This is a genomic window from Ruegeria sp. YKSF070 (assembly GCF_059612725.1).
The window spans coordinates 1-12,034 of record NZ_JBXWRD010000029.1; the positions used below are offsets into that span (position 1 = coordinate 1).

The following is a 12,034-nucleotide window of genomic DNA, read 5'->3' on the forward strand; positions in this document are numbered from 1 at the left end:
CTGCAATGACGGGGAGTATGCCGATCATCGGGCGGACGGATGTTTCGCAGGCTTTCGTGTCTTGTGAACAACGAAACACATGGCGCGCGTCGGGCAGTGTCAGCCAGCGACGGAGCGAATGTCGATACCCATGCGTCCCGCTGCGCGCTTGAATTCGGATCGGGCCATTGCACGGCGATGTACCTCGTCCGGCCCATCGGCAAGCCGCAGAGCGCGCTGCGCCGCATACATCCACGCCAGCGGCGTGTCATCGCAGACACCGGCCCCACCAAAGGCCTGAATCGCATCGTCGATCACCTTTGCAGCCATGCTCGGGGCGGCAATCTTGATCATTGCGATCTCGTCTTTGGCCGCCTTGTTGCCGACAGAACCCATCATCCACGCCGCCTTGAGACAGATCAGGCGGGTCATTTCGATGTTCAAACGCGCATTGGCGACGCGTTCTTCCCAGACCGAGTGCATGCCGATGGCTCTGCCGAATGCCTTGCGGCTCAGCAGTCGGTCGGTCATCAGTTCCAGCGCCCGCTCGGCGGCACCGATAGAGCGCATGCAATGGTGGATCCGTCCAGGACCAAGGCGCCCTTGCGCGATTTCGAAACCCCGGCCCTCGCCGAGCAACACATTCGAGACCGGCACGCGCACCTCGGCAAGCGATACCTCCATATGACCATGTGGCGCGTCGTCATAGCCAAACACGGGCAGATGGCGTTCCACCGTGACACCGGGCGTGTCCGCGGGCACCAGCACCATGGATTGCTGCGCATGAACCGACGCCGAGGGGTCAGTCTTGCCCATCACGATAAAGATCCGACAGCGCGGGTCCCCCGCCCCGGAAGACCACCATTTCCGCCCGTTGATCACATAGTCGTCGCCATCGCGGCGCATTTCACATTCGATATTTGTCGCATCCGATGAAGCAACATCCGGTTCGGTCATCAGGAAGGCCGAGCGGATTTCACCCGCCAGCAACGGACGCAGCCAACGATCCTTCTGCTCCTCGGTTCCATAGAGAAAGAGCGTTTCCATGTTGCCGCTGTCGGGAGCGTTACAGTTGAATACTTCGGGCGCGATATGGCTGCGGCCCGTCAACTCTGCCAACGGTGCGTATTCCAGCACCGACAGCCCGGCGCCAAGTTCAGGATCGGGCAGGAACAGGTTCCACAAGCCCTCGGCGCGCGCCTTGGCTTTCAACTCTTCGATCACCGGCGGGACCGCCCAACGGGATGACGCCTGGCGTTGTTGTTCATGATACACCTGTTCGGCAGGATAGACATGGGCCGCCATGAAGGCGGCGAGCCGGGCTTCGTATTCTCTGGCCTTGGGGGATGGTGCAAAATCCATGAAACGGCCTCCTTGTCGTTGCCTAGGGTCAGCTTTGCGCCGCGATCTCTGCCAGGCGCATACGGTCCACCTTGTCCACGGGCGTGCGTGGCATGGTGTCGATCACGCTGATGCGCTTGGGCACCTTGAAATCCGCCAGCCGCCCCCTGCACCAGCCTTTGATCTCGTCGGCGGTCAACTCGGCGGCCAGTTCGACAAAGGCATGACCCACCTGCCCCCATTGCGGATCGTCAACGCCCAGTACGGCGGCCGCCCGAATGTCCGGATGCGCCTCGAGCGCGATCTCGATCTCGCGCGGATAGACATTGAAGCCACCCGATTTGTACATTTCCTTGCTGCGTCCGCAAAAAACGAGATAGCCATCCTCGCGGATCTTTGCCCGGTCACCCGTGTGCAGGAACCCGTCTGCCGTAAAGGCGGCGGCGCTGGCTTCGGGATTGCCCAAATAGCCTGCGAAAGGATGCGGGTTTCTGACCTGCACCTCGCCTTCGGTTCCGATGGGCACCGGAACATCGGCCTCGTCGGCGATGCGCAACTCAAGGCGAGGATCAGGTTTGCCCGTCGTCTGCAACAGGATGTCCACGTCTCGCGTGGGCGGGGTAAAGACGATGGGACCGTTGCTTTCGGTCATGCCGTATTGCTGCGAGAAAACCGCGTCGCTCGCGCTCATCAGCCGCTTTAGCACGGCCTCGGGGATGGGTCCCGCACCCCAGCTGATCGCCTTGATCGAAGACAGATCCGTCGACCCGAAGTCGGGATGATCGACAAGCCGCGCAAGCATCGCGGGAACGCCACTCAGGATCGCCAGGTTCTCTTGCTCGACCGTCCTCAGCGTGACTCCCGGATCGAACTGTTCCGAGAGGATCATTTTTCCGCCCGACACCATGGCAACGCCAATGCCACTGGCCAGTGCGCCGATGTGATTGACCGGCAGGTCGATAAGCTGCGTCGGGGCCGGCAGATCGAACCGGTCCGTGTGCAGTGTATGCGAGCGGAACGCCAGACCGACATGGGTGATCAGAGCGCCTTTTGGCTTGCCGGTCGACCCGGAGGTATAGATCACCACGGCTGGCTGTTCGGGGTCCAGCTGTTCGAGCGCCACATGCCACCGGGCCATGGCGGTATCGCGAGGGACCGGAGCAGGCAGGCCCTCGATCATAAACTCTTGCTGGAAGCGGATGATGTCGAGCCCCAGCTCAGCTTCATGGCCTGCCAGGTCTTCGGAAAGGTCCCGGTTGCCGATACGGGTCATCGACATCAAAAGCGTCACATCTGCGTCGATGAGGATTTGCGCCTGTTCACGGCGCTGATAGCGGGGATTGATACCAATCCACGTCGCCCCTACTAGCCAGCACGCGAGCATGGACAGGATGGCTTCGGGTCGCGGGGGAAAAATTGCGGCGACACGGTCGCCCCGTTTTACCCCGTGGTCGCGCAGAACATCGGCTTGCGCGACCGCGAGGCAGGCCATCTCGGCAAAGGTCAGGCGATGAGCGCCAAAAACAAGCGCTTCCTTGTCCGGTTCACCAGCCAGAAACGGTTGCAATGCATGTAGAAGCGATTGGGGCGGTTTCATGGTCGTCCTTTCCGGCATCTCGCTCAGCTCCTGGAGGCAGACAACAGGTCGTCCAGATGCGTATCGATGAAACCCGTCCATACGTCGCCACCCTTGAACGTCGGATTCGATGTGACGGCGATCAGGAAATCCCGGTTCGTGACAAGACCTTCGACTTCGGTCGCGCGCAGCGCTGCATTGATCCGACCGATGGCCTGATCGCGGCTGTCCCCATAGGCGATGATCTTGGCAATCATCGGGTCATAGAACGGGGTGATCGTGTCTCCCTCGCGCACACCCGTGTCGATACGGATGCCCTCCATCCCTTCAGGCAGGGTGAAACGTTCCAGTGTGCCGGGTGAAGGGAGGAACTTTTTCGCAGGGTTCTCGGCGTAAAGCCGACACTCGACCGCATGGCCTGCAAGGGGTCGACCGCTCAGGTCGTCGGTCAGATCCTCGCCTGCAGCCAGACGCAGCTGGGCAGCGACGAGATCGGTTCCCGTGACCATTTCACTTACGGGGTGCTCAACCTGAATGCGCGTATTCATCTCGAGAAAGAAGAACTCTCCGGTGTCGGCATCCAACACGAATTCGACCGTCCCCGCGCCGCTATAATGCACAGCGCCTGCCAGCGCGCAGGCGACCTCTCCCATCCGCTCTGCAATCGTCCGATCCAGTTGTGGCGCAGGGCTTTCCTCGACCACTTTCTGGAAACGGCGCTGCAACGAACAGTCGCGTTCGAACAGATGCACCGCGCGCCCGTCACCAAAGCCGAACAGCTGGATTTCGATATGGCGCGCGCGGGCGATGTAGCGTTCCAGAAAGATGGAGCCGTCGCCGAAGCTCCGCGCAGCGGCGGACTGGGTGCGTTCGGCGATCTTGCGCAGCTTGGCCGGGTCGTCGACGCGCTGCATGCCGATACCGCCCCCGCCGGCCGTCGCCTTGACCAGCAGCGGAAACCCGACGGCGGCGCCTGCCGCCTCAAGCCCGTCGAGCTTGCCTTCGGCGAAACTTTCCGAGCCGGGCAGAACCGGCACGCCCGCCTTGATCGCAAGAACGCGGGCCTGCCCCTTGTCCCCCATGTCCGCGATCGTTTCCGGTGAAGGACCGACCCATGTCAGGCCCGCCCCGGTCACCTTGCGGGCAAACGCTGCGCTTTCGGCAAGAAACCCATAACCCGGATGCACCGCATCGGCACCGGTTGACCGAGCCGCCTCGATAAGTGCCTCCTGCTTGAGGTAGCTTTGCGCCGCCTGTGGCGGGCCAAGGCAGACGGAACGGTCTGCCATCGACACATGCATCGCGGCGGCATCGGCCTCTGAACAGACGGCGACCGTTTCGATCCCGAGTGACTTGGCCGCCCTGATGATGCGGCAGGCGATTTCTCCTCGATTGGCAATCAGCAGACGTTTCATGGTGACCTCACATCCGGAAGGTGCGGCCCTTGGGGCCCAGCTGGTCCGGAATCAGCTTCCATGCGTCATCGAGCCAGTCATTGAGCAGCGCCCGGGTGTCGCGGGGGTCGATGATGTCGGGGATGCGGAATTTCTCTGCCGTCAGGAAGGGCGATTCCATGTGGAAGAAATGGCTTTCGATCTCGGCAAGGCGCACAGCGCGGGCCTCGGGATCAAGCGCGTCCAGTTCCTTTTTGAACGCGGCCTCTGCTCCGCCATCGACCGGGATCGAGCCCCAACGTCCAGAGGGCCAGGCATAGTGCAGGTTGATCCCCTGAACCCGGCCAAAGGTGCTGCCCGCAAGCCCGTAGCACCGCCGTGTGATAATCGCACACCAGGGGACCTGGCTCTGTTCGATGGCCATGCAGACACGGACCGAGCCCTTGACGGCGCCGGTGCGCTCGGCCTCGGGACCAACAATTGTTCCGGGCTGGTCAACCATGTGAACGATCGGCAGGTGGAACGTATCGCACAGGTCTATGAACGCCTCCATCTTGCTGGCAGAGGCCTTGGTCATACCACCGCCATATTGCATCGGGTCGGTGGTGATGACGCCGACGGGCCGCCCGCCAAGCCGTGCAAAACAGGTGACGATCGAGCGTCCGTAACCCTTGGTCAGTTCAAAGACCGATCCCTTGTCAAAGACCATGTCGAGAATCTTGCGCGACTTGTAGACCTTGCGCTTGTCGCGCGGGATGATCTCGATCAGCTCTTCCTCGCGGCGGTCCTTGGGGTCATCGCAGTCGATAACAGGCGGCATTTCGTACACGCTCGACGGCAAGTAGGAGAGGAATTTGCGGACCATCTCAAAGGCCTCTTCCTCGGTCTTTGCCTCGTTGCCCATCACGCCGCTTTCGCGGGTATGAACCTTGGAACCGCCCAGCTCTTCCTTGTCGACCTTGATCCCCATGCCGCGCTCGACAACCGGCGGGCCACCGGCAAAGACCTGGCTGGTGCCCTTGATCATGACCGAATAATGCGCCGTGGCGGCCTTGATCGCGCCAAGCCCGGCGCAGGGGCCAAGGGCCAGCCCCACCACCGGGATCGTTCCCATCATCCGCGCAAGGCTCCAGGTGGGATAGGCCGGCAACTTGGTCGCGGCGTTCTGGTCGAGGATCTTGACGCTGCCACCGGCGCTTTCGACGAGGCGGATCAACGGCATGCGCATCGCCTCGGCGTAATTCTCGGCATAGATCCATTTTTCCGAAACCGTCGCCTCGGACGATCCGCCCCGAATGGTCCAATCGTCCCCGTCGATCGAGACCTTGCGCCCGTCGATCTTGCCGGTGCCGATCACCGCATTGGCCGGGGTTACATCGATCAGGTTGTGATCCTTGTCATAGGTCGCCTTGCCAGTGAGCGCGCCGAGTTCCCGAAAGCTGCCTTTGTCGACGAGCATGTCGATCCGCTCGCGCACGGTCAGCCGCCCGGCATCATGTTGCCGCTTGACTGCCTCTGCGCCACCAAGCTCCTTCGCGATCTCGCGGCGCCTGTTGATCTCGTCAACTTCTTTCTGCCAGCTCATGAGGCGCTCCCTCCGGTCTTGTCACTCGGGTCGTTCATTCAGACTACACAAAATAAGATTGTTGACAATAAGAATGATTTAAAAAGAATGAAACCTGTCGTCGCCCGGGCCTGTCGGGCGCGCGGAAATCGTGGAGGATGAAGCATGAGTGACGAAACGATCGAATCCGAGATCGCGGGCACCGTCTGGAAAATCGAGGTCAAGGTTGGTGACACCGTAGAAGAGGAAGATGTCCTGATGATCCTGGAATCCATGAAGATGGAGATCCCGGCCGAGGCCAGTTGTGACGGCACCGTTTCCGAAATCCTTGTGGCGGAAGGCGACGCCATCTCGGAGGGTCAGCCGCTTGTGCGCATCACGCCAAGCTAATAAACTTTGCTAGGGCGTAATATGCAGCTGCAGGGACAAGTAGATGTATCAACAGACAACGGCACTGCATCGCGCGATGCTTGCTTCACTTAGGCCGTCGCTCGCAGGGGGAAGTGAAGCGCTGTCGATTTCCGAGCAGATCGCCATGCAATTGGCCGATGAGATCGTGAACGAGCGCTACATGCCGAATGACCGGTTGCAGGAGATCGGCATTTCGGAGCGCTACAAGGTAAGCCGTGGCCCTGTACGCGAAGCCTTGCGCATTCTTGAAAATGCCGGGTTGGTTACGATCGCGCCCAGGCGGGGGGCGATTGTCACTCAACTGTCCGCCAAAGAGGTTGCCGATGTTTTCGACATCCGCGCCGTGCTCGCGGGTCTTGGCGCGCGCCGGCTGGCCGAGACACGTAGCAAGGATGATATCGACATGCTGCATCGGCATCTTTCGACCTTGAACAAGCTTGCCAAGAAAACGGGGCCCAAGGCCTCGGCCGACTATGTCGACGCGGTGGTCGAGTTTGGGCTGTCCATCAGCGAGGCATCGGGCAATGAACGTCTCAACTCGATGGTGACACTGCTCTTTCACCAGACCCTGCGTTACTCACGGCTTGGCCTCTCGTCGCCGGAACGCCGAGTTCAGTCCTGCGAAAACTGGTCGGAACTGGTCGATCACATTGCAGCAGGCCGGGGCGCTCAGGCCGAACAGACCGCGCGGCGCCTGGTAGAGGAATCCAAGGTCCACGCAATCCGGTTGCTGCGCGAAGAAAAAGACGCGGCCTCCTGAAATCAGATCCTGTAGAAACGTTCAGCCGTGCCGATCAGCATGGCATGGCGTTCAGCCTCGGAAAAACCTGAGAGGATCTCGTCATAGGCTCGCCAGAGCCGACCGTAATCCGACATCAGTTTGTCGACGGGAAAGTTTGAGCCGAACATGATCCGGTCCGGTTCGAACGCATCGATGCAATGCAGAGCAAAGGGGCGAATGCTTTCGGTTGACCAGTTGTTATCCACCATACCGAAGCCGCTGATTTTCATCGACAGATTTGGCAGCTCGGCAAGGCGCATGACGGCCTGCCGCCAGCCCTCGATATTCGCGTCATCCCGTTCGGCAGGCATCAGCGCGTGATCAATAACGATGTCGAGTTCGGGGAGATCACCGGCCACTTCGATCAAGGCCGCAGCCTGTTGATGATAGATCTGCGCATCAAAGCTGAGGCCCATGTCAGAAAGTCTTTGCACCCCTGTCCGCCAGTCCGGGTTGGCCAAGAAATCCTGCGGCGCGCGGTTCAGTTTCGGATCGTCGTGCCGATTAAGCACCTGCCGCACACCGCGAAAGCGAGGGTGTTCCGCATGCGCCTCAAGCACCCGCCCCACATTCATCTTGGACAGATCGGCATAACCGACAATTGCGGTCGGCAGGTTACCTGACCCCTCTTCCTGCGCGATTTCTTCAAGCCATCGGGTTTCCCCCACCGGATTCGAGAAATCGAAATTGGCCTGCACATGGACCGATTTCAGAACCGTCACCCCACCCTCTCGGGCATCTCTTTGCAGTTCGACAGGCGTGTAGTTACGCATGAGGGCCGAGGTGTCGCCCCAGCCCCGGTCGCCGTGATCCTCAGTGTACCAAGGATAGCTTGCACCGTTCTTCTCTACATCCCAGAGGTGATGATGCGCGTCGATGATGTCCATGTTTCCCATCCTGAATAGGAACGAGACCTGCCGGGAGGAAGCAGGCCTCGCAAGTGGCAGGCTTAGAGCGCGCCGGCCTCTTCGAGCAGCCCGATCAGCTCGGTCTGACCCTGCTCTTCCAGAATGCGCCGCGCAAGTGCCGGATCATAGGTGCCTTTGACAGCGACCCAAGCGTCAACTGCGCCTTTCGACCATTCGGCCAGTTCCGTCTCGGTCGGGACATAGACCGCAACCTTGTCCTGCATCGCGGCGACGGCTTCTTCCTGCCAGGCCAGATCGAAGTTCAGTGCCTCGTTGGCAATGTCCACGGCAACCTTGTCGATGGCCTCCCTTGCCCAGTCGGGCAACTCGTCATAGCGCTGCTTGCTCATCATCACCGGACGGCCACTGTAAGAGCTTTCTACGCGGGTGACGAACTTGGTTACCTCATAGAACTTGGCCGCCGAGACGAAAACGTCCTGCAGATACATGCCCTGAACGACGCCGGACTGCAGACCCTCATAGAGCGAGGCCCAGGCATACGGAATGGGAACCCCGCCCCACCCCTGCACCAGATTGAATTCGGTCGGGCTTTTGGTCACCCGGATCTTGAGACCGTTGAGATCGGAGGGCACACGGACTTCGCGCTCGGTATTGACCACGTTGCGGAAACCACCGGACGACACCGTCGCCAGCACGTGGATGCCCATTTCTTCGGCCGCCTGCTTGGCAAGCTCATCGCTCAGCCAACCGCGCATGATGGTCTCGGCTTCTTGCTGACCTTTGAACAGATAGGGCAGGTTCAGAATGTCGAACGTTTTGCCAAACGCACCCATGTTACCCGCCGAAACGGTTGTCATGTCGATCTGACCAAGCCCCAACTGCTCCATGCAGGCCGCTTCGCTGCACAATGCGCCGCGTTGATGCACCTCCAGATCAATTCGGCCATCCGAGTATTTTTCGAGATTGGGTTCGATCACATCTGTCAGCAGCTTTCCGAAACCCCAGGTTGGTTGACCTGCCACGCCAAAGACCAACTTGATCTCGGCCTCGGCCCAGGCTGTTCCCGCAGTCAGAGCTGCCAGCGCACCTCCCAGCAGGGCGCTTCTCATCCGTTTCAATTTCATTTCAACCTCCTTGTTTCTTGTCGGGTTTGCACAATCGGCAAAGGTTCAGGGAAACTCCTGTTCGTCGGTATGGGGCTCTTCATCGAGCGGGCGGACAAACGAGAGGAGAGAGGCGACCAGGATACCCGCTCCGGTGATCGGCAGGATCATCATCGGGTAGGATTTCGGCAGGTTTCCAAGCTCCCAGTATGAGCCCAGAATACGCGAAGCGGCCTCATGGCCCTTGATCAGCAACAGCAATCCAAAGCCTGCAAAAACAAGCGCCCAAAGCTTGCGGAAAAGCCTGCCGTACCGTGCGGGGATCATCTGATAGAGCGCCTCCATCGCGATGTTCGACCGTTCGCGCACGGCGATAATCAGGCCAAGAAACACCATCCAGACATTGGCGAAAAGCGCCAGTGTGTCGCCCCAGAATGGCGGATTGAGAAAGACGGTGCGCATGACCACCGTGTAGGCGATGAAAACCACCATCAGTACCAGCATGAAACCACAAATCACGGGAAGGGCGCGAAGGATCACGAAATCCGCCAGATCAGCAATGCGTTTCAAAAAGTCCATGTCAGATGAACCCCAACAGCTGCGGCAGGAAGAGCGTCAACGGCGCCAGGAAAAGCATAAGCAGCAGAACGACGATTTCGGCCATTAGGAATGGCACGAGGGCTGCTGCGGATTGCTCCAGCCGACAGCCAGCAATGGCGGTCGCCGTGAAATAGCAGACCCCGACGGGCGGGGTGACCGTGCCCAGCAGGAAACCGACAACCACGACAAGCGCCGCCTGGACCGGCTCATAGCCGGCGGTCTCGCAGGCGGCGACCAGCAAGGGGCCGAGCACAATGATATTGGCGGCGGCATCCATGATCATACCGGCAAGCAGGATAAGGCCCAGCAGCATGAGCGCGAAGAGGAACGGCGTTTCGGCAAAGCCGAGAAGCCAGTTCTGCAACATCTCAAGCGCCCCCAAACGCGCCAGAAGCCACGTGAAGGGACCGGCCGCAGCGATGATGACAAAGACCGACGCCGACATCCGCACCGTACGATTGAGCGCTCCGAGAAAAGACGCCAGATCGAGATCGCGATAGACGACGGTTCCGAGGGTAAGCGCAACCAGCGCCGTGATTGCCCCCGCCTCGACCGAGCTGAACCAGCCACCAAAAATGCCAACCACCAGGATCAGCGGAACGCTGAGCGCCAAAGACGCGCCCCATGCCGCAGCGATGAAGGCACGGATGGTAAACGGTTCATCTCCACGCTCGTGGTCTTTGGCCTTGGCGATGATCCACGCCGTCAACATGAGCAGCAAGCCGATCAGGATACCCGGCAGGACCCCCCCGGCGAACAGCGCGCCGACCGACAGATTCACAGAGCTGGCCAGCACGATCATGGCGATACTTGGCGGGATGATGCCGCCAATGGTCGAGCCGATCGCCGTGATCGCCGCCGCATAGGCCGGGGTGTACCCTTTTGCCTTCATGTCAGGGATCATGATCGTGCCTATGGTCGCGGTATCGGCCACGGCGGACCCGTTCATTCCCGCAAAGAACATGCTGGCCACAATGTTGACCTGTGCCAGCCCGCCGCGCATCCGCCCGACGATGACACGGCTGAGCCGCATGATCCGTTCGGTCACCGACGAGCCGTTCATCAGCTCGCCCGTCAGCATGAAGAAAGGAACCGCCACAAGCGGGAAATGAGCAATGCCTTCGTACATCTGATGCGGTACGGTCAGCAGCGGCGCCGCGCCCGTCAGCAGGATGTATCCCGTCGGCATCACGATCATTGCCAGCGCCACAGGAGCGCCGACCAGCACGAGGATCACAAAGCAGACCACGAGCAGGATGATTTCCATCTGGCCCCATTCCTCCCATTTCGACAATCACCGCACGGCCTTTGCGAGCGGGTTGCGATACATGTTGTATGAGCCTAAGATGCGAACATAAAGATTGTCAACAATATTGGGCGAGAGATCTAGAAGCCCCAGAACAGAGGATGGACGCCTGTGAAAGCGCTCATGAGCCATACGCCCGGAGGCCCCGAAACGCTTCGGATAGATGACATTCCTGCCCCGACACCCGCCGCAGGTGAAGTTCTGGTCAAGGTTCAGGCGGTGGGCCTCAACTTTCCTGATCTGTTGATCATAAGGGATTTGTATCAGTTCAAGCCACCCCGCCCTTTCGCCCCCGGCTCCGAAGTTTCCGGTATTGTCGAGGCCGTGGGTGACGGTGTCACCGGTCTCGCCGTTGGGGACAGGGTTCTTGCCTTCTCGGGCTGGGGCGGCCTGGCCGAACGTGTGGTTGTCGGGTCCGACAAGGTTTCAAAAATACCCGATGACATGCCATTCGAGGACGCTGCGGCCTTCATGATGACCTATGGCACATCCTATCACGCGCTCAGGGACCGCGCGGCTTTGGGCAAGGGGGACACGCTGCTGGTACTCGGCGCCTCTGGTGGTGTAGGCCTTGCCGCCGTCGAACTGGGCAAGGTCATGGGCGCACGGGTGCTGGCGGCGGTTTCATCAGAGGACAAGCTTCGCACCGCGCTGGATGCCGGGGCCGATGATGGCCTGGTCTATCCAAGAGGGGATTTCGACAAGAAGGAACTCGCAAGCCGGTTCAAGGATCTCTGTGGCAAGGCGGGTGCGCATGTCATCTATGATCCGGTAGGTGGGGACTATTCGGAACCGGCCCTGCGCGCCATCGCCTGGGAAGGCCAATATCTTGTCGTCGGCTTTCCCGCTGGTATCGCCAAGCTTCCGATGAATCTGCCGCTGCTCAAGGCCTGTTCGATCACAGGCGTGTTCTGGGGCGCCGCCGTCGAACGCAATCCCGCGCGCCATGCCGAGGCAACCGCAGAGCTGTTCGGTTTCTACACCGCTGGCAAGGTGAAACCGAAGGTCGAGGTAATTCAGGGGCTGGAAAACGCGACTGCGGCGCTGGAAAAGCTCTCTCAGCGCACCGTGCAGGGCAAGCTCGTCATCAGTCTGGGCTGAGGCGCGTCA

11 protein-coding genes are annotated in these 12,034 nt (G+C 60.3%); 3 read left to right on the plus strand and 8 right to left on the minus strand.

Annotated elements, in window-relative coordinates:
* Positions 1-99 precede the first annotated feature (99 nt).
* From AC2FL1_RS14595 to AC2FL1_RS14610, 4 genes are read right to left on the minus strand one after another with little or no spacing between them, the layout of a single operon-like run.
* Positions 100-1,341, minus strand: coding sequence for an acyl-CoA dehydrogenase family protein (locus AC2FL1_RS14595; RefSeq protein ID WP_496877427.1), 1,242 nt, complete (start codon positions 1,339-1,341; stop codon positions 100-102).
* A gap of 28 nt (positions 1,342-1,369) precedes the next feature.
* Positions 1,370-2,917: a class I adenylate-forming enzyme family protein gene (locus AC2FL1_RS14600; RefSeq protein WP_496877428.1), complete on the minus strand. Its 1,548-nt coding sequence runs from the start codon at positions 2,915-2,917 to the stop codon at positions 1,370-1,372.
* Between the two features lie 23 nt (positions 2,918-2,940).
* On the minus strand, positions 2,941-4,311 hold the full coding sequence (locus AC2FL1_RS14605; protein ID WP_496830062.1) for an acetyl-CoA carboxylase biotin carboxylase subunit: 1,371 nt from the start codon (positions 4,309-4,311) through the stop codon (positions 2,941-2,943).
* Between the two features lie 7 nt (positions 4,312-4,318).
* Positions 4,319-5,875, minus strand: coding sequence for an acyl-CoA carboxylase subunit beta (locus AC2FL1_RS14610; RefSeq protein WP_496877429.1), 1,557 nt, complete (start codon positions 5,873-5,875; stop codon positions 4,319-4,321).
* 144 nt (positions 5,876-6,019) lie between these two features.
* Between AC2FL1_RS14610 and AC2FL1_RS14615 the strand changes: the two genes are divergently transcribed.
* Positions 6,020-6,244 carry a biotin/lipoyl-binding carrier protein gene (locus tag AC2FL1_RS14615; protein WP_234143790.1) on the plus strand — a complete coding sequence of 75 codons (225 nt, stop codon included), beginning with the start codon at positions 6,020-6,022 and terminating at the stop codon, positions 6,242-6,244.
* A 43-nt stretch (positions 6,245-6,287) separates the two neighbouring features.
* On the plus strand, positions 6,288-7,025 hold the full coding sequence (locus AC2FL1_RS14620; protein ID WP_496877430.1) for a GntR family transcriptional regulator: 738 nt from the start codon (positions 6,288-6,290) through the stop codon (positions 7,023-7,025).
* Between the two features lie 2 nt (positions 7,026-7,027).
* Here AC2FL1_RS14620 and AC2FL1_RS14625 read toward each other — a convergent pair whose 3' ends face one another.
* From AC2FL1_RS14625 to AC2FL1_RS14640, 4 genes are all read right to left on the minus strand, one after another.
* On the minus strand, positions 7,028-7,933 hold the full coding sequence (locus tag AC2FL1_RS14625; RefSeq protein WP_496877431.1) for an amidohydrolase family protein: 906 nt from the start codon (positions 7,931-7,933) through the stop codon (positions 7,028-7,030).
* A gap of 62 nt (positions 7,934-7,995) precedes the next feature.
* Positions 7,996-9,039 (minus strand): TRAP transporter substrate-binding protein, encoded by a 1,044-nt coding sequence (locus tag AC2FL1_RS14630; RefSeq protein ID WP_234143787.1) that lies wholly within the window; start codon positions 9,037-9,039, stop codon positions 7,996-7,998.
* A 45-nt stretch (positions 9,040-9,084) separates the two neighbouring features.
* Positions 9,085-9,597: a TRAP transporter small permease gene (locus AC2FL1_RS14635; protein WP_496830053.1), complete on the minus strand. Its 513-nt coding sequence runs from the start codon at positions 9,595-9,597 to the stop codon at positions 9,085-9,087.
* A gap of 1 nt (position 9,598) precedes the next feature.
* Entirely contained in the window at positions 9,599-10,885 is a 1,287-nt protein-coding gene (locus AC2FL1_RS14640; protein WP_496877432.1) for a TRAP transporter large permease, read from the minus strand.
* Positions 10,886-11,047: 162 nt separating this feature from the next.
* Here AC2FL1_RS14640 and AC2FL1_RS14645 point away from each other — a divergent pair, with 162 nt between their 5' ends.
* Positions 11,048-12,025: an NADPH:quinone oxidoreductase family protein gene (locus tag AC2FL1_RS14645; protein WP_496830049.1), complete on the plus strand. Its 978-nt coding sequence runs from the start codon at positions 11,048-11,050 to the stop codon at positions 12,023-12,025.
* Positions 12,026-12,034: the final 9 nt, after the last annotated feature.

Coding starts and splice junctions, on each gene's coding strand:
- AC2FL1_RS14595 (WP_496877427.1), bottom strand. CDS start 1,341: ATGGATTTTGCACCATCCCCCAAGGCCAGAGAATACGAAGCCCGGCTC.
- AC2FL1_RS14600 (WP_496877428.1), bottom strand. CDS start 2,917: ATGAAACCGCCCCAATCGCTTCTACATGCATTGCAACCGTTTCTGGCT.
- AC2FL1_RS14605 (WP_496830062.1), bottom strand. CDS start 4,311: ATGAAACGTCTGCTGATTGCCAATCGAGGAGAAATCGCCTGCCGCATC.
- AC2FL1_RS14610 (WP_496877429.1), bottom strand. CDS start 5,875: ATGAGCTGGCAGAAAGAAGTTGACGAGATCAACAGGCGCCGCGAGATC.
- AC2FL1_RS14615 (WP_234143790.1), top strand. CDS start 6,020: ATGAGTGACGAAACGATCGAATCCGAGATCGCGGGCACCGTCTGGAAA.
- AC2FL1_RS14620 (WP_496877430.1), top strand. CDS start 6,288: ATGTATCAACAGACAACGGCACTGCATCGCGCGATGCTTGCTTCACTT.
- AC2FL1_RS14625 (WP_496877431.1), bottom strand. CDS start 7,933: ATGGACATCATCGACGCGCATCATCACCTCTGGGATGTAGAGAAGAAC.
- AC2FL1_RS14630 (WP_234143787.1), bottom strand. CDS start 9,039: ATGAAATTGAAACGGATGAGAAGCGCCCTGCTGGGAGGTGCGCTGGCA.
- AC2FL1_RS14635 (WP_496830053.1), bottom strand. CDS start 9,597: ATGGACTTTTTGAAACGCATTGCTGATCTGGCGGATTTCGTGATCCTT.
- AC2FL1_RS14640 (WP_496877432.1), bottom strand. CDS start 10,885: ATGGAAATCATCCTGCTCGTGGTCTGCTTTGTGATCCTCGTGCTGGTC.
- AC2FL1_RS14645 (WP_496830049.1), top strand. CDS start 11,048: ATGAGCCATACGCCCGGAGGCCCCGAAACGCTTCGGATAGATGACATT.